The following is a 26,913-nucleotide window of genomic DNA, read 5'->3' on the forward strand; positions in this document are numbered from 1 at the left end:
GATGCAAGCGAAACAGCGTCGCGACGGCGGAGGCTATCCCTGTAACGCCTGTTTTTGTTCGCGGATATCCCGCTCAATGCCCTCGCGCACGTCCTGAGGGATCTTTAACGCATCGCCCAGGGCGTTAAGGTAGCTCCGCTCCATAAAATGGTCGATATCGATGGCGGCACAGCTGAGGAAATAGAGCTCCAGCGCCTCTTCCTCATTTTTCACACTTTGCGCAAGACGCTGCGGCTCGAGCGGCTGTTCAATGGCCTGCGCCACCAGCGCTCTTCCCTTCTCTTCAACGCCGGCTTCGCGCAGCTGCTGCTCGATCGCCGCTCGTTCTTTGTCGTCAATATGCCCGTCACTTTTCGCGGCAAAAACCAGCGCAAGAATGAGCCGTTCGGTACGCAGATCCAGCGGCGAGGTGTGCTCGCCATAATGCGGTTCATCGCTGTGCGCGGTCCGTACCCGGTCCTTGTACTTATTCCACAGCACGGTGCCCGCGATGGCGCCGCCGCCGGCCAGCAGCGCGCCTGTCCCGTACTTTGCCAGCAGCTTGCGCGAGGATTTATTCGCGACCAGCAGGCCAGCCAGCCCGCCGAGCGCCCCGGGTACCAGCAGTTTACTGAGGTCCCGCTCGCCGGAAGACGATGTTTTCTGCCCTAACAGGGATTGCAATTGATTTAGCCAGCCAGACATGGTTTCCCTCACTTAACGGTGAACATGTTCCACAGCGTAAGCGAGCGGGCGTCAGGAAATGTCTGGTCGGGCTAAAGAAGCGCAAATTTCTGCCCTCGCGTTTATCCCTGCGCAAGACAGACGCAAACGTTTTCGTTTATACTGCGCGCAACTTTTTTAGGGGGATTGTTATGATTCGTTTAGGAACTGCGCTGCGACCTGCGGCGACGCGAGTGATGCTGTTGGGATCGGGCGAGCTGGGAAAAGAGGTCGCCATTGAGTGCCAACGTTTAGGTGTGGAAGTCATCGCCGTAGACCGTTACGCCGACGCACCCGCCATGCACGTCGCCCATCGTTCTTATGTGATTAACATGCTGGATGGCGATGCCCTTCGCGAACTGATTACGCGCGAGAAGCCCGATTTCGTTGTACCGGAAATTGAAGCGATTGCCACCGATACGCTGATCGCCCTGGAGCAGGAAGGCCAGCGCGTGGTGCCCTGCGCGAAAGCCGCAAAGCTGACCATGAACCGCGAAGGCATTCGTCGCCTGGCGGCAGAAGAGCTGGGATTGCCCACCTCGAGCTACCGTTTTGCGGGCGATAAAGCCGCGTTCCTGCAGGCCGTAGAGGAGATTGGCTACCCGTGTATCGTTAAGCCGGTGATGAGCTCCTCCGGTAAAGGGCAGAGCTTCATTCGCAATAGCAGCACGCTCGATAAGGCGTGGGATTACGCCCAGCAGGGTGGCCGCGCCGGCGCCGGTCGCGTCATCGTTGAAGGCGTCGTGAAGTTTGATTTCGAGATCACCCTGCTGACCGTCAGCGCCGTTGACGGCGTCCATTTCTGCGATCCGATTGGCCACCGTCAGGAAGATGGCGATTACCGCGAATCCTGGCAGCCGCAGCAGATGAGCGCCCTGGCGCTGGAGCGTGCGCAGGCGATCGCCCGTAAAACCGTCCTCGCGCTGGGCGGCTATGGCCTGTTCGGCGTAGAGCTGTTTGTGTGCGGCGACGAGGTGATTTTCAGCGAAGTCTCCCCTCGCCCGCATGACACCGGCATGGTCACGCTGATTTCGCAGGATCTTTCCGAGTTCGCCCTGCACGTGCGCGCCTTCCTCGGCCTGCCCGTCGGCGGTATCCGTCAGTACGGCCCGGCCGCCTCGGCGGTCATCCTGCCGCAGTTAACCAGCCAGAACGTTACGTTTGATAACGTCGACGCGGCAGTGGGTGCCGGGTTGCAGGTACGTTTGTTCGGCAAGCCGGAGATCGACGGTACCCGTCGTCTTGGCGTGGCATTAGCCACCGGGGATAACGTTGACGACGCCGTGGCGAGAGCGAAAGCAGCCGCAGCAAGCGTTAAGGTAACGGGATAAAAAAAACGGGCCGAAAGGCCCGTTTTTCATGCGGCGAATGGCTTACTGCTTCGCGCCTTCCACCGCTTCGCGAGCCAGTTTTGTGATGCGATCCCAGTCGCCCGCTTCCAGCGCATCCGCCGGAACCAGCCATGAGCCACCGATGCACAGCACGCTTTTCAGCGCCAGGTAGTCACGGTAGTTGGCAGGAGAGATACCCCCCGTCGGGCAGAAGCGTACCTGAGAGAAGGGACCCGCAATCGCCTGCAGCGCTTTAGTGCCGCCGTTCGCTTCAGCCGGGAAGAATTTGAACTCTTTCAGACCGTAGTCCATGCCCAGCATCAGTTCAGAGACGGTGCTGATGCCCGGGATCAGCGGAATGGTGCCTTCGGTCGCGGCTTTCAGCAGCGACTCGGTCAGGCCCGGGCTGATGGCAAACTGCGCGCCCGCTTCGGTCACTTCAGCCAGCTGTTTTACGTTCGTCACGGTACCCGCACCGATGATGGCGTCCGGCACTTCTTTAGCAATCGCGCGAATGGCATCCATCGCGCAGGCGGTGCGCAGGGTCACTTCCAGAACGCGAACGCCGCCCGCAACCAGCGCTTTCGCCATCGGTACAGCGTGCTCCAGCTTGTTTACCACGATAACCGGCACGACAGGGCCAGTGGTCAGGATTGCTTCTGCACTTGTTTTCCAGTTTTTCATCAGAGTCTTCTCTCGCCAGATCGTTAAAATCAAGTCGTCTTAAAACGTAATACAGGTTGCGCCCTGCTCCGCACCGGAGAGCTTCTCACGCAGCGCGCTGAACATTTCGCGTCCGGTCCCCACGCGCGATGCGCTCAGGTCAGGAATATGGGGTTGACGTGCCGCCAGCTCGGCGTCATCCACCAGCAGGGTTAACTCGCCTGTCTGACCGTTAACACGGATCATGTCACCGTCACGCACTTTCGCCAGCAACCCGCCGTCGTAGGCTTCAGGCGTCACGTGGATGGCTGAAGGCACTTTACCGGATGCTCCGGAGAGGCGTCCATCGGTTACTAACGCAATTTTGAAACGGCGGTCCAATAATACACCAAGTGGTGGCATAAGTTTATGTAATTCTGGCATCCCGTTAGCTTTAGGCCCCTGATGACGCACCACCACCACGCAATCTTTGTCGAGCAGACCGGCGTCAAAGGCGGGTAATACGTCGTGCTGGCTTTCAAACACCACCGCCGGCGCTTCGATAATCTGGTTCTCTTCCGGGACGGCAGAGGTCTTCATTACCGCACGACCGAGGTTGCCGCTCAGCACTTTGGTGCCGCCGTGTGGAGAAAACGGTTTGTCGATGGTGGCGATCACCTGCGCATCAAGAGACGCACTCGCCCCTTCGCGCCAGTCCAGCTCGCCGTTGTTCAACCACGGCTCCTGGGTATAGCGCTGAAGGCCAAAGCCTGCCACGGTATTTACGTCTTCATGCAGCAGTCCGCCTTTCAGCAGCTCGCGCATCAGCAGCGGTACGCCGCCTGCGGCCTGGAAGTGGTTAATATCCGCCGGACCGTTCGGGTACAGGCGTGCCATCAGCGGCACCACGGAAGAGATTTCGGAGAAGTCATCCCAGTTAATCAGAATGCCCGCCGCACGCGCCATGGCCACCAGGTGCATGGTGTGGTTGGTTGACCCCCCGGTTGCCAGCAGCGCGACAATCCCGTTGACGATGACCTTTTCGTCGACCATTTTGCCCATCGGCATCCATTCGTTGCCGTTGCCGGTCAGACGCGTAACCTGACGGGCCGCGGCCTCGGTCAGCGCCTTGCGAAGCGGCGCGTCCGGCTGGATAAAGGACGAGCCCGGAAGCTGCATCCCCATAAACTCCACCACCATCTGGTTCGTGTTCGCGGTACCGTAAAACGTACAGGTGCCCGGCGCATGGTAGGACGCGGCTTCCGCCTCCAGCAGCGCCTGACGGTCTGCTTTCCCTTCCGCGTACAGCTGGCGGATACGCACTTTTTCTTTGTTCGGCAGACCGCTCGCCATTGGGCCTGACGGCACGAAGATCGCAGGCAGATGCCCAAACGACAGCGCCGCCATTACCAGGCCCGGGACAATCTTGTCACACACGCCGAGATACAGCGCGCCATCAAACATGTTGTGCGACAGGCCAACCGCCGCGGACATAGCAATCACTTCGCGGCTCAGCAGGGAGAGCTCCATACCGTCCTGGCCCTGCGTCACGCCGTCGCACATGGCGGGTACCCCACCCGCCACCTGGCCGACCGCATTCACGCTGTGCAGCGCTTTACGGATGATATCCGGGTAAACCTCATAGGGCTGGTGCGCGGAGAGCATATCGTTATAGGAGGTAATGATGGCGATATTGTTACGCAACATGCTTTTCAGCGACGCTTTATCATCAGGCTGGCAGGCGGCGAAACCGTGCGCCAGGTTCCCGCAGGCCAGCTGAGATCGGTGGACGGTGTTGCTCTTTGCCTGTTCAATCCGGGCGAGGTAGGCCGAGCGGGTCTCTTTCGAGCGCTCAATAATGCGTTGTGTTACGCGTAACAATGTCGGATTCATAAAAGCTCCTCTAATTTATCTGTCCGGGCTCGGGAGTTTACAAAGTCGCTGGCAGTTGTTAACAACGCTGAAACGCTTGCTGTCCGGAGCTCAGGGGCAACATCACTTCCGGCAGTGTAATAAAAAAAGCTCCGCGGGTGAATCCACGCGGAGCTTAAAAGTTGAAAATTGTGCCACTAGCTGAGTTAGATCATGTTACCGGTAAAATAACACTTTCGGGCTAGCGGATTATCTTACTCAAACTCGTTCCAGGAGCGGCCATCGCGGGTGATCATCGCCACCGACGCGACCGGTCCCCAGGTGCCCGCCTGATACGGTTTTGGCGCATCCTGATCGGCAGCCCAGGCTTCGGTGATGGAGTCGACCCATTTCCACGCCTCTTCCACTTCATCGCGGCGCACGAACAGCGCCTGGATACCGCGCATGGTTTCCAGCAGCAGACGCTCGTAAGCATCGGCCAGGTGCGTCTGGTTAAAGGTTTCAGAGTAGCTCAGATCCAGCTTGGTGGTCTGCAGGTTGTGTTTATGATCCAGGCCCGGCACTTTGTTCAGGATCTGGATATCCACACCCTCGTCCGGCTGCAGACGAATGGTCAGCTTGTTCTGCGGCAGCTCCTGCCAGGACTCTTTGAACAGGTTCAGTTCCGGGTTTTTGAAGTAGACCACTACCTCGGAGCACTTGGCAGGCAGACGCTTACCGGTGCGCAGGTAGAACGGAACCCCCGCCCAGCGCCAGTCGTCGATATCCACGCGGATCGCCACGAACGTCTCGGTGTTGCTGGACTTGTTCGCACCTTCTTCTTCCAGATAGCCAGGCACTTTTTTGCCTTGCGCAAACCCGGCGGTGTACTGACCACGAACGGTCTTCTCACGCACGTTGGAGCGGTCGATGCGGCGCAGTGACTTCAGCACTTTCACTTTCGCGTCACGGATGCTGTCCGCCGTCAGGTCAGACGGTGGAGACATGGCAATCATGCACAGGATCTGCAGCAGGTGGTTCTGGATCATGTCGCGCATCTGACCGGCCTGGTCAAAGTACCCCCAACGACCTTCAATCCCCACCTCTTCCGCCACGGTGATTTCCACGTGGTCGATAGTGCGGTTGTCCCAGTTATTCACAAACAGGGAGTTAGCAAAACGCAGCGCCAGCAGGTTCAGTACCGTCTCTTTACCGAGATAGTGGTCGATACGGTAGACCTGGCACTCTTCAAAGAACTCGCCCACCTGGTCGTTGATTTCGCGCGAGGTTGCCAGCGAGGTACCCAGCGGCTTCTCCATCACGACGCGCGCCGGTTTGGCGTTCAGTTTGGCTTCGCCCAGGCCTTTGCAGATGGCACCGAAGGTGCTTGGCGGCATGGCGAAATAGTTAATGGTGACACGGTTTTTCTGATCCAGCATCGCGCCTAAGCGGGTAAACGCGCTGACGTCATTAACGTCCAGGTTGCAGAAATCGAGACGTCCACTCAGGGTATCCCACAAACTTTCATCAATTTTTTCCTTCATGAAAGTTTCGAGCGCCTCGCGGACGACTTTGGTATAAGCGTCCTTGTCCCAGTCGGCGCGCCCTACACCCAGGATACGGGTATCCGGATGAATTTGGCCCGCTTTCTCCAGTTGATACAGGGAAGGCAGCAATTTTCGGCGTGCAAGGTCGCCTTTCGCGCCGAAAATGACCAGGTCACATGCCTGGGCTGTTTGCGTTACCGCCATGTCATTCTCCTCAGTTGGATCACCTGGTACTTCTGCCAGGTATCGTTGTAATTTTATTACAATGCACTGTACTGCTTTTACGTCATTCCCGAAACCATTAGCGCTTATCGTCGCGTGCGATACCGCGATTTTTCACCCTTTGGATGATTACGACGGCTTAATGACGCAACAACCGTCGTTTATTTGCGCAACAGGGTCACAGCAAAACCCGACACCGATCAAGTAATGAAAAAAAACAACAACATTATCTTGTCGATTGTTACCCTTAATGGAAGCCACAAGGGTAATATCGGCTAAATCGAATCACGATTTCATCAATTTATGAAATCGTTTACACCCATGAGCATCCTGTTAACATGAACATGCTGGAAAAAATCCAGTTTCAACTGGAACACCTTAGCAAATCCGAGCGAAAAGTGGCCGAGGTCATTCTCGCCTCTCCCGCTCAGGCGATTCATTCAAGCATCGCCGCTCTGGCACAGGAAGCGGGTGTTAGCGAACCCACGGTCAATCGCTTTTGCCGCAGTCTGGAAACGCGCGGCTTTCCTGATTTTAAACTGCATCTGGCGCAAAGTCTGGCTAACGGCACCCCTTATGTTAATCGTAATGTGGATGAAGACGACAGCGTTGATGCCTATACCGCGAAAATTTTTGAGTCGGCCATGGCTTCGCTCGACCACGTCCGACAGTCTCTGGACATGAGTTCCGTGAATCGCGCGGTGGATTTACTCACTCAGGCCAAGCGAATTGCGTTCTTCGGTCTCGGCTCGTCAGCGGCCGTGGCGCATGACGCGATGAACAAATTTTTCCGCTTTAACGTCCCGGTGATTTATTCCGATGACATTGTCCTGCAACGCATGAGCTGTATGAATTGCAGTGAGGATGACGTCGTGGTACTGATTTCGCATACCGGCCGCACCAAGAGTCAGGTAGAGCTGGCGCAGCTGGCCCGTGAAAACGATGCCATGGTGATTGCCCTCACAACGGCAGGCACGCCGCTGGCGCGTGAAGCAACGCTGGCAATTACCCTCGACGTGCCGGAAGACACCGACATTTATATGCCGATGGTCTCCCGCCTGGCCCAGCTTACCGTGATTGACGTGCTGGCGACCGGTTTTACCTTACGTCGGGGGGCAAAATTCCGGGATAACTTGAAGCGGGTCAAGGAAGCGCTGAAGGAATCGCGTTTTGATAAAGAATTGCTTATAAAGAGCGATGTTCCCTGATAGTTGATAACGAATACGTCACGAATAATGACGATGTAACGATTTACGGCATTCGGTCCCCTCGCCGCTGCCTTGCAGCAGATGAAGGCCGATTCAATGTTCACGCAACACCAAAGTTGTTTCAGTCAACGGAGTATTACATGTCCAGAAGGCTTCGCAGAACCAAGATCGTAACCACCTTAGGCCCGGCCACCGATCGCGATAATAATCTTGAGAAAATTATCGCCGCTGGTGCCAACGTGGTGCGTATGAACTTCTCTCACGGTACGCCAGAAGACCATAAATTACGTGCCGACAAAGTGCGTGAAATCGCAGCAAAACTGGGCCGCCACGTTGCTATCCTCGGCGATTTGCAGGGTCCAAAAATTCGTGTCTCCACCTTTAAAGAGGGGAAAGTTTTCCTCAATATCGGCGACAAATTCCTGCTGGATGCCAACCTGGGCAAAGGCGAAGGCGATAAAGAAAAAGTCGGTATCGACTATAAAGGCCTGCCGGCTGACGTGGTGCCTGGCGATATCCTCCTGCTCGATGACGGTCGCGTACAGCTGAAAGTACTGGAAGTCCAGGGCATGAAAGTGTTCACCGAAGTCACCGTCGGCGGCCCGCTCTCCAACAATAAAGGCATCAACAAGCTGGGTGGCGGCCTCTCTGCAGAAGCGCTTACCGATAAAGACAAAGCGGACATTGTGACGGCTGCGCTGATCGGCGTTGACTACCTGGCCGTCTCCTTCCCACGCTGCGGCGAAGATCTGAACTATGCGCGTCGCCTGGCGCGCGATGCAGGCTGCGATGCCAAAATCGTCGCCAAAGTTGAGCGTGCGGAAGCCGTTTGCGATCAGGATGCCATGGACGATGTGATCCTCGCGTCTGACGTGGTGATGGTTGCGCGCGGTGACCTGGGTGTGGAAATTGGCGACCCTGAGCTGGTCGGTATCCAGAAAGCGCTGATTCGTCGCGCACGTCAGCTGAACCGCGCGGTGATCACCGCCACTCAGATGATGGAATCTATGATCACCAACCCAATGCCAACCCGTGCAGAAGTCATGGACGTGGCGAACGCCGTGCTGGACGGTACCGATGCGGTGATGCTCTCTGCGGAAACCGCTGCGGGCCAGTATCCGGCAGAAACCGTGGCCGCTATGGCGCGCGTCTGCCTGGGCGCTGAAAAGATCCCAAGCATCAACGTCTCTAAACACCGTCTGGACGTACAGTTCGACAACGTGGAAGAAGCGATTGCGATGTCGGCAATGTATGCGGCAAACCATCTGAAAGGCGTTACCGCGATCATCACCATGACCGAATCTGGCCGCACCGCGTTGATGACCTCGCGTATCAGCTCGGGTCTGCCGATCTTCGCTATGTCCCGTCATGAGCGTACTCTGAACCTGACGGCGCTGTACCGCGGCGTGACGCCAGTTCACTTCGACAGCACCAATGATGGCGTGGCCGCCGCGCACGATGCCGTAAACCTGCTGCGCGACAAAGGCTATCTGGTGTCCGGTGATATCGTCATTGTCACCCAGGGCGATGTGATGAGCACCATCGGCTCAACCAACACCACCCGCGTTATGACCGTCGAGTAATAACGTCTCTGTTAAAAAGCCCTCTCCAGACGGAGAGGGCTTTTTTATTTCGTTGGATACAGCTCTTTGCGTTTATACGGCTCTGTTTCGCCCGGTTTACGCGTTTTAAGCAGCTTCAGAATCCACGTGTACTGTTCGACATGTGGCCCCACCAGTATCTCTACCTCTTCGTTCATTCGACGCGCGATGGTGTGGTCGTCTGCGGTCAGCAGATCATCCATCGGAGGACGGACCTCAATACTCAGACGATGCGTTTTGCCGTCATAGACCGGGAATAGCGGGATAACGCGGGCACGACAGACTTTCATCAGGCGACCAATCGCGGGGAGCGTCGCTTTATAGGTCGCAAAGAAATCAACAAACTCGCTGTGCTCGGGGCCGTGATCCTGATCCGGCAGATAGTAGCCCCAGTACCCTTGACGCACCGACTGAATGAAGGGCTTAATGCCATCGTTACGGGCATGCAGGCGTCCACCAAAACGACGACGCACCGTGTTCCAGACAAAATCGTAGATTTTATTTCCCTGGTTATGGAACATCGCTGCCATCTTCTGGCCCTGAGAGGCCATCAGCATCGCCGGAATATCAACGCCCCAGCCGTGGGGGACGAGGAAAATGACTTTCTCGTCATTGCGGCGCATCCCCTCGATGATATCCAACCCTTTCCAGTCAACGCGATCGACGATTTTATCCGGCCCTTTCAGCGCCAGTTCCGCCATCATCGCCATGGCCTGCGGCGCGGTGGTATACATCTCATCAATGATTGCCTCGCGCTCGGCGTCGCTTTTCTCAGGAAAACAGTAGTAGAGGTTGATCTGCGCACGACGGCGGGCGCTCTTGCCTAAACGCCCGGCCAGACGGCCAATTTTACCGAGAACGGGATCGCGAACAGAGGCAGGCAGCATCGCCATCCCCGCAAAGGCGTAAACACCAAGCCAGGCGCCCCAGTTGCGCGGATGGCGGAAGGATTTTTCAAACTCAGGAATGTATTCAATATTGTTTTTTTGGGTTTCCATGCTGGATCCAGGGTCTGATGACGCAAAATTTTATTCAGATAGTGTAGCGAGGCAGTCGTCCACGCACAAAAGAAAAAGCCGGCGTCAGTGTGCGCCGGCTTTTTTAACAAAAACAGAGAACTTAGTTTAAGCTCAGCTGCGGCATCACCTCTTTCACCTGCGCCAGATAATCAGTACGATCTTTACCTGTCAGGCCTTCAGTGCGCGGCAGTTTCGCGGTCAGCGGGTTCACTGCTTGTTGGTTGATCCACACTTCATAGTGCAGGTGCGGGCCGGTAGAACGTCCGGTATTGCCGGAGATCGCAATACGGTCACCACGCTTCACCTTCTGGCCCGGTTTGACCAGCAGCTTACGCAGGTGCATATAGCGGGTCGTATACGTACGGCCATGACGTACCGCGACATAATATCCGGCGGCACCGCTACGCTTGGCCACCACCACTTCACCATCCCCTACCGCCAGTACCGGTGTGCCCTGCGGCATAGCAAAGTCAACGCCACGGTGCGGCGCGACGCGCCCGGTTACCGGGTTCAGACGACGCGGGTTAAAGTTCGAGGAGACGCGGAACTGTTTTGCCGTCGGGAAACGCAGGAAGCCTTTCGCAAGGCCCGTACCGCTGCGGTCATAGAACTTACCGTCTTCGGCACGAATCGCGTAGTAATCTTTGCCCTCAGAGCGCAGACGTACGCCCAGTAGCTGGCTTTGCTCGCGCTTGCCGTCCAGCATTTCGCGGGACATCAGGACGGAGAACTCATCGCCCTTCTTCAGCTTACGGAAATCCATCTGCCACTGCATGGCTTTGATCACCGAGCTGATTTCAGCGCTGGTCAAGCCTGCATCTCGCGCGCTGGAGACAAAGCTCGCGCCCACGGTACCTTTCAGAACGCTGTTAACCCAGTCACCCTTCTGCATTTCGCTGGTCATCTTGAAACCGTTTGCAGTGCGATCGTAGGTGCGGGTTTCGCGGCGGGACATTTCCCAGGTCAGACGCTGGAGATCGCCATCCGCCGTTAGTGTCCAGGAGAGCTGTTGTCCGATTTTCAGGTTACGAAGATCTTTATCCGCAGCCGCCAGCTGGCTGATATTGCCCATGTCGATGCCGTACTGGTTCAGCACGCTGCTCAGCGTGTCCCCGGTAGACACAACATATTCGTGAATACCGGCTTCGTTCTCGGTTTTATCGTCCAGCTCATCCTGCGGGATGGCTTCATCTTCCTGAGCCGCCTGGTCGATAGGCTCACTGGCTTCAGGCAGCAAAGAACGGATTTCGCTCTTTTCAAGCTCAATGGTTTTGATGATAGGGGCAGAACTCGGGTGGTAAACATAGGGCCGCCAGACGGCGACCGCTAAGGTGAGTACTGTAAGCGACCCCAGCATAACGCGGTGGGGTCGAGGCAGATTGTTAAATGCCAGGGCGACAGAGCGGGCTATCTGTTGCACGTATTCACTTCCTCGTTATTCTCCTTTCAGGCAGCTCGCATACTGGTTCGCCAGTTGGCTGAGGAACTGCGAATAGCTCGCTTTGCTCAACTGGATATTCGTACCTAGCGGGTCAAGGGTTCCCATGCGCACGGATGTTCCCCTGGCCACGGCTTCTACGACCGCTGGCCTGAACTGTGGCTCAGCAAAAACGCATGTCGCTTTTTGCTCAACCAACTGTGTTCTGATTTCATGTAAACGCTGCGCACCAGGCTGAATTTCAGGGTTGACGGTAAAATGACCCAGCGGGGTCAAACCGTAGTGTTTTTCGTAATAGCCATAGGCGTCATGAAAAACGAAATACCCTTTACCTTTCAACGGTGCGAGCTCATTACCTACCTGCTTATCGGTTGCGGCTAATTGTGCCTCAAAATCCTTCAGGTTGGCGTCTAGTTTGGCTCGACTTTGCGGCATAAGTTCCACTAATTTGTCATGGATTGCAACCGCTGAAAGCCGCGCTATCTCTGGGGATAACCAAAGATGCATGTTGTACTCGCCGTGATGGTGATCTCCATCACCTTTTTCACCCTCTGCAGCGTGATGGTCATGTTCGTCACCGTCGTCATCCGCCCCTTTCATGAGCAGCGGTTTCACGTCGGGGAGGTCTGCAATCGCGACCTGCTTTTCGCCAGCAACCTGTTTTGCTGACTTCTGCATGAACGCTTCCATTTCCGGGCCAATCCAGACGACTAAGTCCGCGTTTTGTAAGCGTTTTACATCTGACGGGCGCAGGGAATAGTCATGCTCGGATGCACCATCCGGGAGCAGAACCTGAGTTTCCGTTACCCCGTCTGCAATGGCCGACGCGATGAATCCGAGTGGTTTAAGCGAAGCGACAACCGCAGCGTTAACATCTTGTGCGGTTGTACCCCAAAGGGCAGCGGATAATGCTGCGAAAAGAAGCGTATTTTTATGTAACATAATGCGACTAATCATCGTAGTGAATGCGTGGAATGTGATATTATAACATTCGTTGACTTCTTCAAGCTTAAAATGACATGACGACATTGGTTTCCCTTGAAAATATTTCGGTCTCATTTGGCCAGCGCCGCGTCCTCTCTGACGTGTCGCTCGATCTGAAGCCCGGCAAAATTCTGACGCTGCTCGGCCCCAATGGCGCAGGCAAATCCACCCTGGTGCGCGTGGTGCTGGGTCTGGTCGCCCCCGATGAAGGCGTGATCAAGCGCGAGGAAAAATTGCGTATCGGCTATGTGCCGCAAAAACTTCATCTCGACGCCACGCTGCCGCTGACGGTCAGCCGCTTCCTGCGTCTGCGCCCCGGCACGCGTAAAGCCGATATTCTCCCGGCACTGAAACGCGTGCAGGCGGGCCATCTTGTCGATGCGCCGCTGCAAAAACTGTCCGGCGGTGAAACTCAGCGAGTCTTACTTGCCCGCGCTCTGCTGAGCAGCCCGCAGTTGCTGGTGCTGGATGAGCCAACACAGGGGGTCGACGTCAACGGCCAGGTCGCGCTATACGATCTTATTGACCAGTTGCGTCAGGAACTGAACTGCGCGGTGCTGATGGTTTCCCACGACCTGCATCTGGTGATGGCAAAGACTGACGAAGTGCTGTGTCTTAACCACCATATCTGCTGCTCCGGCACGCCAGAAGTGGTCTCCATGCACCCGGAATTTATCTCCATGTTCGGCCCTCGCGGTGCTGAACAGCTGGGCATTTACCGCCATCATCATAATCATCGCCATGATTTACAGGGACGAATCGTACTGCGTCGGGGAAATGGACACTCATGATTGAACTGTTACTGCCCGGCTGGCTGGCCGGGATTATGCTTGCCTGCGCCGCGGGTCCGCTCGGCTCGTTTGTCGTCTGGCGCAGAATGTCCTATTTTGGCGATACCCTGGCGCACGCGTCTCTGCTGGGTGTTGCCTTTGGTCTGTTGCTTAATGTGAACCCGTTTTACGCGGTGATCGTCGTCACGCTGTTGCTGGCCGCCGGTCTGGTCTGGCTGGAGAAGCGCCCTCACCTCGCAATTGATACGCTGCTTGGCATTATGGCGCACAGTGCCCTGTCACTGGGCCTGGTGGTGGTCAGCCTGATGTCGAATATCCGCGTGGATCTGATGGCCTACCTCTTCGGTGACCTGCTGGCCGTCACGCCAGACGATCTCATCGCAATCGCGATTGGCGTTGTGGTGGTGCTCGCTATTCTGCTCTGGCAGTGGCGTAACCTGCTGGCCATGACCGTCAGCCCGGACCTGGCGTTTGTCGACGGCGTGAAGCTGCAGCGCGTTAAGCTGCTGCTGATGCTGGTAACGGCGTTAACCATAGGCGTGGCGATGAAATTTGTCGGCGCGCTGATTATTACGTCGCTGCTGATCATCCCTGCAGCTACGGCGCGTCGTTTTGCCCGTACGCCGGAGCAGATGGCCGGTGTGGCCGTGATTGTCGGAATGATTGCGGTAACGGGTGGACTCACCTTCTCAGCGTTCTATGACACGCCTGCGGGGCCGTCTGTGGTGTTGAGTGCAGCGGTGCTGTTTATCTTCAGTATGATGAAGAAGACCGCAAATTAACATCGAGGGCGCTGGTGCCCTCACCCTGGCCCTCTCCCACAGGGAGAGGGAACAATGCATTACGGCATTGCCGGTGGCGTAATGCCGAAATGATTCCACGCCCGCACCGTTGCCATACGTCCACGCGGGGTGCGCTGCAGGAAGCCCTGCTGGATCAGATACGGTTCAAGCACGTCCTCGATGGTTTCGCGCTCTTCCCCGATTGCCGCCGCCAGGTTATCCAGCCCGACCGGGCCGCCAAAGAACTTATCCAGCACCGCCAGCAGCAGCTTGCGGTCCATGTAGTCAAAGCCTTCGGCATCGACGTTCAACATATCCAGCGCCTGAGCGGCGATCTCGGCGGAAATCGAGCCATCGTGCTTCACTTCGGCAAAGTCACGCACGCGGCGCAGCAGGCGGTTGGCGATACGCGGCGTACCGCGGGAACGCTTCGCCACTTCAAACGCCCCCTCTTCGCTCATCTCCAGCCCCATATAGCGGGCGCTACGGCCAACGATATGCTGGAGGTCCGCTACCTGGTAAAACTCAAGACGCTGCACGATACCGAAACGGTCGCGCAGTGGAGAGGTCAATGACCCGGCGCGGGTCGTTGCACCAATCAGGGTAAACGGCGGCAGATCGATTTTGATGGAGCGCGCGGCCGGGCCTTCGCCGATCATGATATCCAGCTGGTAATCTTCCATCGCCGGATAGAGCACTTCCTCCACCACCGGTGACAGGCGGTGGATCTCATCGATAAACAGCACGTCATGCGGTTCGAGGTTGGTCAGCATCGCAGCGAGATCGCCCGCCTTCTCCAGCACCGGGCCGGAGGTGGTGCGCAGGTTGACGCCCATTTCATTGGCGACGATATTCGCCAGCGTGGTTTTCCCCAAACCCGGAGGGCCAAAAATCAGCAGGTGATCGAGCGCATCGCCGCGCAGCTTTGCCGCCTGGATGAAAATCTCCATCTGGGAACGAACCTGCGGCTGGCCGATATACTCATCAAGCAGTTTTGGGCGGATCGCGCGATCCACCACGTCATCTGCCTGAATAGTGCCTGCCGATACCAGGCGGTCTGCTTCAATCATCCTTTACCTCACAATGCAGCGCGCAGCGCTTCGCGAATCAGGGTTTCACTGCTGGCGTCCGGTTTGGCAATTTTGCTCACCATACGGCTGGCCTCCTGAGGTTTATAGCCCAGCGCCACCAGCGCGGCAACCGCTTCCTGCTCGGCATCATCATCCGTGGCAGGACCGCCTGGCGAGGTCAGTACCAAATCGGCAGCCGGCGTGAACAGATCGCCATGCAGGCCTTTAAAGCGGTCTTTCATCTCGACAATCAGGCGCTCGGCGGTTTTCTTACCGATGCCCGGAAGCTTAATCAGCGCAGCAGGATCTTCGCGCTCAACGGCATTCACAAACTGTGGTGCTGACATGCCGGATAAAATCGCCAGCGCCAGCTTCGGACCGACGCCATTGGTTTTAATCAGCTCGCGGAACAGGGTCCGCTCCTGCTTGTTATTGAAGCCGTACAGCAGTTGGGCATCTTCACGCACCACAAACTGAGTAAAGACAATCGCCTCTTTGCCCGCGTCCGGCAGCTCGTAGAAGCAGGTCATCGGCATATGGACTTCATAGCCCACGCCACCCACTTCCAGCAGCACTAACGGGGGTTGTTTTTCAATGATGATGCCTCTGAGTCTGCCTATCACGTGACGCTCCTGCGTTCTGGGAGAAATTAACTGCCGACATAATAAAAAAAGGCTGGATGTTTATCCAGCCTGATTTTTCATTATCGTAACCTGCCTCGCGCCAGATTGAGCCGCGACTCGCTCATCTGCATCGCGTTCTGGCTGACGTGACAGTGGGTAATCGCAATCGCCAGCGCATCCGCGGCGTCGGCCTGCGGGTTCGCTGGCAGCTTCAGCAGGGTACGCACCATGTGCTGCACCTGACTTTTCTCCGCGCTACCAATGCCCACCACCGTCTGCTTGACCTGACGTGCCGCGTATTCAAATACCGGCAAATCCTGGTTGACCGCAGCGACGATGGCGACCCCGCGCGCCTGACCGAGCTTTAGCGCGGAATCGGCGTTTTTCGCCATAAAGACCTGCTCGATAGCGAAATAGTCCGGCTGAAACTGGGTGATGATCTCCGACACGCCCGCATAAATGAGCTTCAGGCGCGACGGCAGATCGTCCACTTTGGTGCGAATACAGCCGCTGCCGAGGTAGGTTAACTGGCGTCCCACCTGACGGATAACGCCATAACCGGTGACGCGTGAGCCTGGGTCAATCCCGAGAATAATCGACATCACGCGTCTCCTGTAACGGATTTACACGCTCTCATTAGAGAGTCGCTGCAACCTCATCAGAGATTTCACCGTTGTGGTACACTTCCTGCACGTCGTCGCAGTCTTCGAGCATGTCGATCAGACGCAGCAGTTTAGGTGCGGTTTCCGCATCCATGTCCGCTTTGGTGGACGGGATCATGGAGACTTCAGCGTTGTCCGCTTTCAGGCCAGCCGCTTCCAGCGCGTCGCGCACGGCACCCATCTCTTCCCATGCGGTGTAAACGTCGATAGCACCATCATCGAAGGTCACCACGTCTTCCGCACCGGCTTCCAGCGCCGCTTCCATGATCGCATCTTCATCGCCTTTCTCGAAGGAGATGACGCCTTTTTTGCTGAACAGGTAAGCAACGGAACCGTCAGTGCCCAGGTTGCCACCGGTTTTGGTGAACGCGTGGCGCACTTCCGCAACGGTACGGTTACGGTTGTCGGACAGGCACTCAACCATCACCGCCGTACCGCCAGGACCGTAACCTTCATAAATGATGGTTTCCATGTTCGCGTCTTCATCGCCGCCCACGCCACGTGCGATAGCACGGTTCAGGGTGTCACGCGTCATGTTGTTGGACAGCGCTTTATCAACCGCCGCGCGCAGACGCGGGTTAGAAGCCGGGTCACCGCCGCCCAGACGCGCTGCCGTCACCAGCTCGCGAATGATTTTGGTAAAGATCTTACCGCGCTTGGCATCCTGTGCCGCTTTGCGGTGTTTGGTGTTGGCCCACTTACTATGACCTGCCATAAAAATATCCTCAAAGAGCGCGCCTTTTCAGGCAGCGTTAATTACAAATTCTTCAATCGCCTGCCGGTTGCTCCACGACTTGGTCAGTGCGGCGGCCTCCGCCGCATTCACCCAGCGGTAGGTCAGGTGTTCGGTAAACACGATCTCCCGTTCATGGGGGAGCGCGAGACAGAACCACGACTCCGTGTTGCGCCTGGTACCCGGCGCGTAGCGATGACGTAAATGGCTAAAAATTTCAAACTCCACCGTGCGCTGACAGTCCTTCAGGGTCAGTTGCTCGCGGGCAACGTCAATGGCGACCTCTTCCTTTACTTCACGCGCGGCGGCCTGCGGCGCGGTTTCTCCCTCTTCCAGACTGCCGGTTACCGACTGCCAGAAATCAGGGTCATCGCGCCGCTGCAACATCAGCACCCGCTTCGTGTCTTCTGCATAAATGACCACCAGAACCGAAACGGGAAGCTTATATTCCATATCAGTTTTTCTCTTCCTTCTTCACCACTTCAATGCCCAGCTCAGCCAGAGAGGCTGGGTTAGCAAAGCTTGGCGCTTCGGTCATCAGACACGCTGCGGCAGTGGTTTTCGGGAAGGCAATAACATCACGAATGTTATCGGTGCCGGTCAGCAGCATGGTCAGTCGGTCAAGACCGAAGGCCAGACCCGCGTGCGGAGGCGTACCGTATTTCAGCGCGTCCAGCAGGAAGCCAAACTTCTCGCGCTGCTCCTGCTCGTTGATGCCCAGGATGCCGAACACGGTCTGCTGCATTTCACCGCTGTGAATACGCACGGAACCACCGCCCACTTCGTAGCCATTGATAACCATGTCATAAGCGTTCGCGACCGCGTCTTCCGGCGCCGCTTTCAGCTCTGCCGCCGTCATGTCTTTTGGCGAGGTGAACGGGTGGTGCATCGCCGTCAGGCCGCCTTCACCGTCGTCTTCAAACATTGGGAAGTCGATAACCCACAGCGGCGCCCATTTGTTTTCGTCGGTCAGGCTCAGGTCTTTGCCGAGCTTCAGACGCAGCGCGCCCATCGCATCCGCCACGACTTTCTTATTGTCTGCGCCGAAGAAGATCATGTCGCCGTCCTGCGCGCCGGTGCGCTCAAGGATCGCTTCCACGATGTCCGCGTTCAGGAACTTCGCTACCGGGCTGGTGATACCTTCCAGACCTTTCGCACGCTCGGTCACCTTAATATAGGCCAGACCTTTCGCGCCGTAGATCTTGATGAAGTTGCCGTAGTCGTCGATCTGCTTGCGGCTCAGTGCTGCACCACCCGGTACACGCAGGGCCGCCACGCGGCCTTTAGGATCGTTAGCCGGGCCAGCGAAGACGGCAAACTCAACGCCTTTCACCAGGTCTGCAACGTCCACCAGCTCCATCGGGTTACGCAGGTCAGGTTTGTCGGAGCCGTAGCGACGCTCGGCTTCAGCGAAGGTCATAATTGGGAAATCGCCCAGCTCAACACCCTTCACGTCGTTCCACAGGCTACGCACCAGGGCTTCCATCACTTCACGCACCTGCTCGGCGGTCATGAAGGAGGTTTCCACGTCGATCTGGGTAAATTCTGGCTGGCGGTCAGCGCGCAGGTCTTCGTCGCGGAAGCATTTAACGATCTGATAGTAGCGATCGAAGCCGGACATCATCAGCAGCTGTTTGAACAGCTGCGGAGACTGCGGCAGCGCGTAGAATTTACCTTTATGAACGCGGGATGGGACCAGGTAGTCGCGCGCCCCTTCCGGCGTGGCTTTGGTCAGCATCGGGGTTTCGATATCGAGGAAACCGTGATCATCCATAAAGCGACGCACCAGGCTGGTGATTTTCGCACGAGTTTTCAGGCGCTGAGCCATTTCCGGGCGACGCAGATCCAGGTAGCGGTATTTCAGACGCGCTTCTTCAGTGTTGACGTGGTTGGAGTCCAGCGGCAGCGCTTCAGCACGGTTGATGATCGTCAGATCGGACGCCAGCACTTCGATGGCGCCCGTCGCCATGTCGGCGTTGACGTTTTTCTCGTCACGCGCACGCACGGTGCCAGTAACCTGAATGCAGAACTCATTACGCAGCTCAGAGGCCAGCTTCAACGCATCTGCGCGATCCGGGTCGAAGAACACCTGAACGATACCTTCGCGGTCGCGCATATCGATGAAGATAAGGCTACCAAGATCACGACGACGATTGACCCAACCACACAGGGTGACCTGCTGTCCGACGTGGGACTGACGCAGCTGCCCGCAATATTCTGTACGCATGAGATATCCCTTAATTAGCCGCAGGCTAAATGTCGCCTGGTATGCAGGCTACTATGTCGCAGCTTTCTGTATGTCACAACTGGATGAAAAAAGGCGGCTATTATACTGGAAATTCCGCCGGACGATAAGAGCGAACCACGGCCAGGCGGTCGTTTGCTGCACTCTTATTGCGCATTCTCACAAAAATTAACAAAATTATGCGACCAATAACAGGCCATCACGTCGTATGGTGTCCAGAAGTGATTAATTTAACGGGAGTAACAATGTTAACCCTTGATGCCAAAAAAACCGCGCTTGTAGTGATTGATTTACAGGAAGGCATTTTGCCCTTTGCCGGTGGCCCGCATACCGCAGACGATGTGGTCAGCCGCGCCGCTCGCCTGGCGGAGAAATGCCGTGCCAGCGGTGCGCAGGTGGTCATGGTGCGCGTCGGCTGGTCCGCGGATTACGCCGAAGCGTTAAAACAGCCCGTTGATGCGCAGGCACCCGCGCGAGCCCTGCCGGAAAACTGGTGGACGTACCCGGTCTCACTCGGCAAACGCGACAGCGATATTGAAGTGACCAAACGCCAGTGGGGTGCCTTCTACGGTACCGATCTCGAGCTGCAGCTCCGCCGTCGCGGCATTGACACCCTCATCCTGTGCGGCATTTCCACCAATATCGGCGTGGAGTCAACCGCCCGCAACGCCTGGGAACTGGGCTTTAATCTGGTGATCGCCGAAGATGCCTGCAGCGCGGCCTCCGCGGAACAGCATCAGGGCAGCATGACGCACATCTTCCCGCGCATCGGTCGCGTGCGCAGCACGGATGAGATCCTTCGCGCACTATGATGTATGTGGGCCTGCCCCAGTGGTCGCACCCGAAATGGGTGCGCCTTGGCATCACCAGCCTTGAAGAGTATGCCCGACACTTCAACTGTGTCGAGGGCAACACCACCCTATATGCGCTCCCCAAAGCCGAGATTGTTGCGCGCTGGCGGGAACAAACGACCGACGACTTCCGCTTCTGCTTCAAGTTTCCGGCGACCATTTCTCACCAGGCCGCACTGCGAAACTGCGGTGAGTTGACCGACGAATTCTTTGCCCGGATGGCGCCTCTGGCAAACCGCATCGGCCAGTACTGGCTGCAGCTTCCGGCCGCCTTTGGCCCGCGCGACCTGCCCGCACTGTGGACGTTTCTGGACGCCCTGCCCCGGGAGTTTACCTACGGGGTGGAGGTCCGACACCAGGACTTCTTTGCGAAGGGCGAAGCCGAAAAAGCGCTCAACCGCGGCCTTCTTGAGCGTTCCGTCAACCGGGTGATCCTCGACAGCCGTCCGGTGCACAGCGCAATACCGCACAGTGAGGCCATCATTGAGGCGCAGCGAAAAAAACCGAAAGTGCCGGTCCACGCCATCGTGACCGCGCAGAACCCGATGGTCAGGTTTATCGGCAGCGATAACATGCAGCAAAACCAGGCGCTGTTCGCCGTCTGGCTGGAAAAACTGGCCTCGTGGGAACACACCACCACGCCGTATATCTTTTTGCACACGCCGGATATTGCCCAGGCCCCCGAACTGGTCGATGCTCTGTGGCAGGCCTTGCAGACTGCGGTGCCGTCCGTGGGCAGCGCCCCTTCCATCCCACAACAATCTTCTCTTTTCTGATATCACCCCCTATCATAGTGAAGTGCCATCTGCCAAAAACAGGGAGTTTGTATGGTCAGCGCGCTGTATGCGGTGTTAGGTGCATTACTGCTGATTAAGTTTTCATTTGATGTTGTGCGCCTCAGAACGCTGTACCGTGTCTCTTACGGTGACGGCGGATTTTCAGAGCTACAAAGCGCTATCCGCATTCATGGCAACGCGGTCGAATACATCCCCGCAGCCTTAATCCTGCTGCTTTTTATGGAGATGAATGGCGCAGAAACCTGGATGGTGCATATCTGTGGCCTGCTTCTTATTGCTGGCCGCCTGATGCATTATTACGGCTTTCACCACCGCTTAATCCGCTGGCGTCGCTCCGGCATGAGTGCGACCTGGTGTTCGCTTTTGCTGATGGTGCTGGCTAACCTGTGGTATATGCCGTGGGAGTTGGTTTTCTCCCTCCATTAGCGCACAATACGCCACTTTATTTTTCCCGGATTTTTACGTTATGTCAGATCGCGACACGCTTTTTTCCGCGCCTATCGCCAGCCTGGGCGACTGGACCTTCGATGAACGGGTAGCCGAAGTCTTCCCGGATATGATCCAGCGCTCTGTTCCCGGTTATTCCAATATTATCTCTATGATCGGCATGCTGGCTGAGCGCTTCGTTCAACCCGGCACGCAGGTCTATGACCTGGGCTGCTCGCTCGGCGCGGCAACGCTGTCGGTTCGTCGTAATATTCACCAGGAAGGCTGCCGAATCATTGCCGTCGATAACTCCCCGGCCATGGTTGAGCGCTGCCGTCGCCATATTGACGCCTATAAAGCCCCTGTTCCGGTGGACGTGGTGGAAGGTGATATCCGCGAGATTGAGATCAATAACGCGTCGATGGTAGTGCTGAATTTCACCCTTCAGTTCCTGGTGCCGGAAGACCGCCAGCTGCTGCTGGACAAAATTTATCAGGGGCTGAATCCTGGCGGCGCGCTGGTGCTCTCGGAGAAATTCAGCTTCGAAGATGCCGAGGTTGGCGAGCTGTTGTTCAACATGCACCACGATTTCAAACGGGCGAACGGCTACAGCGAGCTGGAGATCAGCCAGAAGCGCAGCATGCTCGAAAACGTGATGCTGACGGATTCCGTAGAAACCCACAAAGCGCGTCTGAGCAAAGCCGGGTTTGAGCACAGCGAACTGTGGTTCCAGTGCTTTAACTTTGGCTCTCTGGTGGCGCTGAAAGCGGGAGAATCAGCATGATCGAATTCAGTAACTTCTATCAGCTGATTGCCAAAAACCAGCTCTCCCACTGGCTGGAAACCTTGCCCGCGCAGATTGCCGCCTGGCAGCGCGATCAGCAGCACGGCCTGTTAAAGCAGTGGTCAAACGCGGTGGAGTTTCTGCCCGAGCTGACCCCGCATCGTCTGGATCTTCTGCACAGCGTAACCGCCGAAAGCGAAGAGTCGCTTCCGGCCGGGCAGATCAACCGCATCGAAACGCTGATGCGCAATCTGATGCCGTGGCGCAAAGGCCCGTTCTCGCTGTACGGGGTGAACATCAATACCGAATGGCGCTCGGACTGGAAATGGGATCGCGTTCTGCCCCACCTTTCCGACCTGACCGGACGTACCATTCTGGACGTGGGCTGCGGCAGCGGTTACCACATGTGGCGCATGATTGGCGCGGGCGCGCACCTGGCGGTGGGTATTGACCCGATGCAGCTGTTCCTGTGCCAGTTTGAAGCAGTGCGCAAGTTGCTGGGTAACGACCAGCGCGCGCACCTGCTGCCGCTGGGCATTGAACAGCTCCCTGCCCTGAAAGCGTTTGATACCGTCTTCTCCATGGGCGTGCTGTATCACCGCCGTTCTCCGCTTGAACACCTGTGGCAACTGAAGGATCAGCTGGTCAGCGGCGGCGAGCTGGTGCTGGAAACGCTGGTGATTGAAGGCGATGAACATGCTGTTCTGGTGCCGGGCGATCGCTACGCGCAGATGCGCAACGTTTACTTTATTCCTTCCGCGCTGGCGCTGAAGAACTGGCTGGAGAAGTGCGGGTTTGTGGATGTGCGAATTGCCGATGTCAGCGTGACCTCTCTCGAAGAGCAGCGCCGCACCGACTGGATGATAACCGAATCGCTGGAGCAGTTCCTCGACCCGGCCGACCACAGCAAAACCATTGAAGGCTATCCGGCGCCGATGCGTGCGGTGTTGATAGCGACGAAGCCGTAGCCTGTTAGCCGGGTGGCGGCTGCGCCTTACCCGGCCTACGCATCGCACGTTTTCTCCAAAATAGTTCAAGTTGCAGCAAGGCGGCAACGCAGCGAATCCCCGGGAGCTTACATCAGTAAGTGACCGGGGTGAGCGAGGCGGCCAACGCGGCTGCGGCTTGAAATATGAAGGAGAAAAAAAGGCCCCTGTGTAATTTGCAGGGGCCTGGTACAAGCAAGCATCATATTGGGCGACATGATGCGCGGTAAAAATCGGTACGTTGCTACACGTGATGGCGCTCAATCAGCGACTTCATTTCCGCAACCGACTCTCCCTCTACGCCGTAGCGTGAATACTCATCTGCTTCAGCATCCGTCGACATTGACAACCCTGTATTGCGATAACGCATGGGCGAAGGTATCCATTTACCCGCGGAGCTGTGCAGCTCTTCTACCCCAGCGTTTAAAAACCGTTCCAGATTGCTGGCGCGGACTCCCGCACCCGCCATTATTATTGGAACACCGGAATGTGCTTTTAGTTCCGTAATTAATTGCAGTCCTTTTTCAGCTGACGCCTGTTGACCCGATGTCAGAATGCGCGCCACACCAAGTTCTCCAAGCGTTTCAAAGGCCTGAAGCGGATCTTTACACATATCAAATGCACGATGAAAAGTGACGGCCAGTCCCTGCGCGGCGCTCATCACCTGACGCATGCGCGGGAGATCGATATTGCCGTCTTCATCCAGCAGACCGGTCACCAGCCCGGGGAACCCCAGGTCCCGAACGAGCGAGATATCGTCAAGCATGGCACTGAACTCGCCCGCCGTGTAACAAAAATCACCGCCGCGCGGGCGAATAATCGGGTGAACGGGAATGGTGACGGCCTGACGGGCAGACTTCAACACGCCGAAGGACGGCGTCAGCCCGCCCTCTTTGGGTGCCGCGCACAGTTCAATGCGGTCAGCCCCGTGTTTTTGTGCGGTCACAGCACACTCCACGCTGTAACAACAAATCTCCAGCAGCGCCATTTAATCCTCCTGAAATCCCACTAAACGAATCATCATGCCACGCCGTCCATTTTCAGTCGCGGCGTGAACTCACATCTCTTACGCTTCGCTGGCAACGATCTGCTCAATGGTCCACGGATGAAATTTCACCGTGACCTGTCCGTCCGTGACGGCCAGCGTCGGGTTAGGTAACCGCTCGCGCTCGCCTTTGGGAGAACTCGTCTTCACAAAAATTCCCGGCTTGCTTAATCCGTCGTCAGAAAGCAGGGCCAGCGCGCGCGCGTTCAACGTCTCCGGTTCACCCGGCAGGACAATTTCGATATGCTCCCAGCCTTCGTGCGGATAGCGCTTCTCGCCTGGCCACGGCAGCTCAACCACGGTGAAGTGCCAGTGGGCCACGTTCACCGGTTCATGCAGTTTAAACAGGCAAATGGGCCGACCATTGATGATGTTTTCGGAGAGCAACACGCCGCACTGTTCGAAACCGCGACGCCAGCGCTCTGCGGTGGCATTCTGATGACAGCGCAAAGAGATGTGATCGGCCTCAAGCGGTGCGATATCCAGACCCAGACGGGTGGCAAGTTCTGTGAACGCCTGGGTGAAACGCGGTAAATCTGCGGAAATATCATGCAGTTCGTCAATGGATTGCCAGTTCGCCATAATTCACTCTCTTTTCGTGTCGCAAAGCCGCTAATTTACTCTGTTGCCCTGTTTTGACCAACCGCAGAATCCGGCTTTTTATGACTGCATGTTTATGCACACCTTCACTGCCTGGATTCTGAGCAATCTTCAGGCCCCGCGATGCTGACGGCAGAAGGCATTTGCAGTATACTCCCGCCCTAAATTCTTTAACTGGCGCGGGCGGTTGTAAGCCCGCATCAAAAACGTAAGGTATCCAGGTGAATATTCAGGCTCTTCTCTCCGAAAAAGTCAGTCAGGCACTGATTGCCGCAGGTGCACCTGCGGATTGCGAACCGCAGGTTCGTCAGTCAGCAAAAGTACAGTTTGGCGACTATCAGGCTAATGGCGTGATGGCAGTGGCTAAAAAACTGGGCATGCCGCCGCGACAGCTCGCTGAGCAGGTACTGACGCATCTGGATCTCACCGGCATTGCCAGCAAAACCGAAATTGCCGGCCCGGGCTTTATCAATATCTTCCTGGAACCTGCATTCCTGGCCCGCCACGTTGACGCGGCGCTGAAATCCGATCGTCTGGGTGTGTCCCAGCCGGAAGCGCAGACCGTCGTGATCGACTATTCTGCGCCGAACGTGGCGAAAGAGATGCACGTTGGCCACCTGCGCTCCACCATCATCGGTGATGCCGCAGTGCGCACGCTCGAGTTCCTCGGTCACAAGGTGATCCGCGCGAACCACGTGGGCGACTGGGGTACCCAGTTCGGCATGCTGATTGCTTACCTGGAAAAACAGCAGCAGGAAAACGCGGGTGAAATGGCGCTGGCGGACCTGGAAGGGTTCTATCGCGAAGCCAAAAAACACTACGACGAAGACGAAGCCTTTGCCGAGCGCGCGCGCAGCTACGTGGTAAAACTGCAGGGCGGCGATCAATACTTCCTCGAGATGTGGCGCAAGCTGGTTGACATCACCATGTCTCAGAACCAGCTTACCTATAACCGCCTGAACGTCACCCTGACCCGTGACGACGTGATGGGTGAAAGCCTGTATAACCCAATGCTGCCCGGCATTGTGGCGGACCTGAAAGCGAAAAATCTGGCGGTTGAGAGCGAAGGCGCAACGGTTGTGTTCCTTGATGAGTATAAAAACAAGGAAGGTGAACCGATGGGCGTGATCATCCAGAAAAAGGATGGCGGCTATCTCTACACCACTACTGACATCGCCTGCGCAAAATACCGTTACGAAACGCTGCATGCCGACCGCGTGCTGTACTACATCGACTCCCGTCAGCACCAGCACCTGATGCAGGCGTGGACCATCGTGCGTAAAGCCGGTTACGTGCCGGATTGCGTTCCGCTGGAACACCACATGTTCGGCATGATGCTGGGTAAAGACGGCAAGCCGTTCAAAACCCGTGCGGGTGGTACCGTGAAGCTTTCTGACCTGCTGGACGAAGCGCTTGAACGCGCCCGCCGTCTGGTGGCCGAGAAGAATCCGGACATGCCTGCTGACGAACTGGAAAAACTGGCCAACGCCGTGGGTATCGGTGCGGTGAAGTACGCGGATCTTTCCAAGAACCGTACCACCGACTATATCTTCGACTGGGATAACATGCTGGCGTTTGAAGGCAACACGGCGCCATACATGCAGTACGCTTACACCCGCGTGCTGTCGGTATTCCGTAAAGCTAATATCGACGAAAGCGTGCTGGCAAATGCTGCCGTGACCATCACGGAGGATCGTGAAGCGCAGCTGGCGGCACGTCTGCTGCAGTTCGAAGAGACGCTGACGGTGGTCGCGCGTGACGGCACGCCGCACGTGATGTGTGCTTACCTGTACGATCTGGCGGGTCTGTTCTCCGGCTTCTACGAGCACTGCCCTATTCTGTCTGCGGAAAACGAATCGGTCCGCAACAGCCGCCTGAAGCTGGCGCAGCTCACGGCGAAGACCCTGAAGCTGGGTCTGGATACCCTGGGTATCGAAACCGTAGAACGTATGTAATACAAAAAACCCGGCAAG

At 56.7% G+C, this 26,913-nt stretch carries 26 protein-coding genes; 11 read left to right on the plus strand and 15 right to left on the minus strand.

Annotated features, from left to right (window positions below):
- Positions 1 to 33 precede the first annotated feature (33 nt).
- The gene (locus AC4IC4_RS13980; RefSeq protein ID WP_491471348.1) at positions 34 to 684 is read right to left on the minus strand and encodes a tellurite resistance TerB family protein; all 651 of its coding nucleotides are present in this window, start codon (positions 682 to 684) and stop codon (positions 34 to 36) included.
- Positions 685 to 854: 170 nt separating this feature from the next.
- Here AC4IC4_RS13980 and purT point away from each other — a divergent pair, with 170 nt between their 5' ends.
- Positions 855 to 2,033, plus strand: coding sequence for a formate-dependent phosphoribosylglycinamide formyltransferase (gene purT / locus AC4IC4_RS13985; protein WP_491471349.1), 1,179 nt, complete (start codon positions 855 to 857; stop codon positions 2,031 to 2,033).
- Positions 2,034 to 2,075: 42 nt separating this feature from the next.
- On the opposite strand, the gene kdgA is transcribed toward purT, so the two are convergent.
- The 3 genes from kdgA to zwf all read right to left on the minus strand — a co-directional run bounded on the left by kdgA (position 2,076) and on the right by zwf (position 6,277).
- On the minus strand, positions 2,076 to 2,717 hold the full coding sequence (kdgA, locus tag AC4IC4_RS13990) for a bifunctional 4-hydroxy-2-oxoglutarate aldolase/2-dehydro-3-deoxy-phosphogluconate aldolase (protein ID WP_024909698.1): 642 nt from the start codon (positions 2,715 to 2,717) through the stop codon (positions 2,076 to 2,078).
- A gap of 39 nt (positions 2,718 to 2,756) precedes the next feature.
- Positions 2,757 to 4,568 (minus strand): phosphogluconate dehydratase, encoded by a 1,812-nt coding sequence (gene edd, locus AC4IC4_RS13995; protein WP_023336101.1) that lies wholly within the window; start codon positions 4,566 to 4,568, stop codon positions 2,757 to 2,759.
- 233 nt (positions 4,569 to 4,801) lie between these two features.
- On the minus strand, positions 4,802 to 6,277 hold the full coding sequence (zwf, locus tag AC4IC4_RS14000; protein WP_023312228.1) for a glucose-6-phosphate dehydrogenase: 1,476 nt from the start codon (positions 6,275 to 6,277) through the stop codon (positions 4,802 to 4,804).
- A 356-nt stretch (positions 6,278 to 6,633) separates the two neighbouring features.
- Between zwf and AC4IC4_RS14005 the strand changes: the two genes are divergently transcribed.
- Together AC4IC4_RS14005 and pyk are read left to right on the plus strand one after the other, a co-directional pair.
- Entirely contained in the window at positions 6,634 to 7,503 is an 870-nt protein-coding gene (locus AC4IC4_RS14005) for a MurR/RpiR family transcriptional regulator (protein WP_023312229.1), read from the plus strand.
- 140 nt (positions 7,504 to 7,643) lie between these two features.
- Complete coding sequence (gene pyk, locus AC4IC4_RS14010; protein ID WP_008500455.1) at positions 7,644 to 9,086, plus strand: pyruvate kinase; 1,443 nt, start codon at positions 7,644 to 7,646, stop codon at positions 9,084 to 9,086.
- Positions 9,087 to 9,130: 44 nt separating this feature from the next.
- Here the strand turns inward: pyk and lpxM are convergent, their stop codons facing one another.
- The 3 genes from lpxM to znuA all read right to left on the minus strand — a co-directional run bounded on the left by lpxM (position 9,131) and on the right by znuA (position 12,503).
- Entirely contained in the window at positions 9,131 to 10,102 is a 972-nt protein-coding gene (gene lpxM / locus AC4IC4_RS14015) for a lauroyl-Kdo(2)-lipid IV(A) myristoyltransferase (RefSeq protein ID WP_491471350.1), read from the minus strand.
- A 121-nt stretch (positions 10,103 to 10,223) separates the two neighbouring features.
- Positions 10,224 to 11,543, minus strand: a complete 1,320-nt coding sequence (mepM, locus tag AC4IC4_RS14020; RefSeq protein WP_024909694.1) for a murein DD-endopeptidase MepM — start codon at positions 11,541 to 11,543, stop codon at positions 10,224 to 10,226.
- Positions 11,544 to 11,558: 15 nt separating this feature from the next.
- Complete coding sequence (gene znuA / locus AC4IC4_RS14025; protein WP_491472828.1) at positions 11,559 to 12,503, minus strand: zinc ABC transporter substrate-binding protein ZnuA; 945 nt, start codon at positions 12,501 to 12,503, stop codon at positions 11,559 to 11,561.
- Positions 12,504 to 12,580: 77 nt separating this feature from the next.
- Here znuA and znuC point away from each other — a divergent pair, with 77 nt between their 5' ends.
- Positions 12,581 to 13,336: a zinc ABC transporter ATP-binding protein ZnuC gene (gene znuC, locus AC4IC4_RS14030; protein WP_008500451.1), complete on the plus strand. Its 756-nt coding sequence runs from the start codon at positions 12,581 to 12,583 to the stop codon at positions 13,334 to 13,336.
- Complete coding sequence (gene znuB, locus AC4IC4_RS14035) at positions 13,333 to 14,118, plus strand: zinc ABC transporter permease subunit ZnuB (RefSeq protein WP_024909692.1); 786 nt, start codon at positions 13,333 to 13,335, stop codon at positions 14,116 to 14,118. The genes znuC and znuB overlap by 4 nt, the downstream gene beginning before the upstream one ends.
- A 59-nt stretch (positions 14,119 to 14,177) precedes the next feature.
- Here the strand turns inward: znuB and ruvB are convergent, their stop codons facing one another.
- From ruvB to aspS, 6 genes are all read right to left on the minus strand, one after another.
- On the minus strand, positions 14,178 to 15,188 hold the full coding sequence (gene ruvB / locus AC4IC4_RS14040; RefSeq protein ID WP_023312235.1) for a Holliday junction branch migration DNA helicase RuvB: 1,011 nt from the start codon (positions 15,186 to 15,188) through the stop codon (positions 14,178 to 14,180).
- 8 nt (positions 15,189 to 15,196) lie between these two features.
- Complete coding sequence (gene ruvA, locus AC4IC4_RS14045) at positions 15,197 to 15,811, minus strand: Holliday junction branch migration protein RuvA (RefSeq protein ID WP_023312236.1); 615 nt, start codon at positions 15,809 to 15,811, stop codon at positions 15,197 to 15,199.
- Positions 15,812 to 15,891: 80 nt separating this feature from the next.
- Positions 15,892 to 16,413, minus strand: a complete 522-nt coding sequence (ruvC, locus tag AC4IC4_RS14050) for a crossover junction endodeoxyribonuclease RuvC (RefSeq protein WP_003859749.1) — start codon at positions 16,411 to 16,413, stop codon at positions 15,892 to 15,894.
- A 34-nt stretch (positions 16,414 to 16,447) separates the two neighbouring features.
- Positions 16,448 to 17,188 carry a YebC/PmpR family DNA-binding transcriptional regulator gene (locus tag AC4IC4_RS14055; protein WP_008500447.1) on the minus strand — a complete coding sequence of 247 codons (741 nt, stop codon included), beginning with the start codon at positions 17,186 to 17,188 and terminating at the stop codon, positions 16,448 to 16,450.
- Between the two features lie 27 nt (positions 17,189 to 17,215).
- Positions 17,216 to 17,659, minus strand: a complete 444-nt coding sequence (gene nudB, locus AC4IC4_RS14060; RefSeq protein ID WP_048992232.1) for a dihydroneopterin triphosphate diphosphatase — start codon at positions 17,657 to 17,659, stop codon at positions 17,216 to 17,218.
- A 1-nt stretch (position 17,660) separates the two neighbouring features.
- The gene (aspS, locus tag AC4IC4_RS14065) at positions 17,661 to 19,433 is read right to left on the minus strand and encodes an aspartate--tRNA ligase (RefSeq protein WP_048992234.1); all 1,773 of its coding nucleotides are present in this window, start codon (positions 19,431 to 19,433) and stop codon (positions 17,661 to 17,663) included.
- A 263-nt stretch (positions 19,434 to 19,696) separates the two neighbouring features.
- Here aspS and AC4IC4_RS14070 point away from each other — a divergent pair, with 263 nt between their 5' ends.
- From AC4IC4_RS14070 to cmoB, 5 genes are read left to right on the plus strand one after another with little or no spacing between them, the layout of a single operon-like run.
- Positions 19,697 to 20,263 (plus strand): hydrolase, encoded by a 567-nt coding sequence (locus AC4IC4_RS14070; protein ID WP_024909689.1) that lies wholly within the window; start codon positions 19,697 to 19,699, stop codon positions 20,261 to 20,263.
- Positions 20,260 to 21,078, plus strand: a complete 819-nt coding sequence (locus AC4IC4_RS14075; RefSeq protein WP_491471351.1) for a DUF72 domain-containing protein — start codon at positions 20,260 to 20,262, stop codon at positions 21,076 to 21,078. Before AC4IC4_RS14070 ends, AC4IC4_RS14075 begins: the two co-directional genes overlap by 4 nt.
- Before the next feature lie 51 nt (positions 21,079 to 21,129).
- Entirely contained in the window at positions 21,130 to 21,525 is a 396-nt protein-coding gene (locus AC4IC4_RS14080; RefSeq protein ID WP_021240443.1) for an MAPEG family protein, read from the plus strand.
- A 40-nt stretch (positions 21,526 to 21,565) separates the two neighbouring features.
- Complete coding sequence (gene cmoA, locus AC4IC4_RS14085; protein WP_032647795.1) at positions 21,566 to 22,309, plus strand: carboxy-S-adenosyl-L-methionine synthase CmoA; 744 nt, start codon at positions 21,566 to 21,568, stop codon at positions 22,307 to 22,309.
- Positions 22,306 to 23,277 carry a tRNA 5-methoxyuridine(34)/uridine 5-oxyacetic acid(34) synthase CmoB gene (gene cmoB, locus AC4IC4_RS14090; RefSeq protein ID WP_491471352.1) on the plus strand — a complete coding sequence of 324 codons (972 nt, stop codon included), beginning with the start codon at positions 22,306 to 22,308 and terminating at the stop codon, positions 23,275 to 23,277. The genes cmoA and cmoB overlap by 4 nt, the downstream gene beginning before the upstream one ends.
- Positions 23,278 to 23,539: 262 nt before the next feature.
- Here the strand turns inward: cmoB and cutC are convergent, their stop codons facing one another.
- Together cutC and AC4IC4_RS14100 are read right to left on the minus strand one after the other, a co-directional pair.
- On the minus strand, positions 23,540 to 24,283 hold the full coding sequence (gene cutC, locus AC4IC4_RS14095) for a copper homeostasis protein CutC (protein WP_491471353.1): 744 nt from the start codon (positions 24,281 to 24,283) through the stop codon (positions 23,540 to 23,542).
- Positions 24,284 to 24,361: 78 nt separating this feature from the next.
- On the minus strand, positions 24,362 to 24,922 hold the full coding sequence (locus AC4IC4_RS14100) for a VOC family protein (protein ID WP_032647800.1): 561 nt from the start codon (positions 24,920 to 24,922) through the stop codon (positions 24,362 to 24,364).
- Between the two features lie 239 nt (positions 24,923 to 25,161).
- Between AC4IC4_RS14100 and argS the strand changes: the two genes are divergently transcribed.
- Entirely contained in the window at positions 25,162 to 26,895 is a 1,734-nt protein-coding gene (argS, locus tag AC4IC4_RS14105) for an arginine--tRNA ligase (protein WP_090419738.1), read from the plus strand.
- Positions 26,896 to 26,913: the final 18 nt, after the last annotated feature.

This window comes from Enterobacter sp. Taxon_2 (assembly GCF_058355295.1).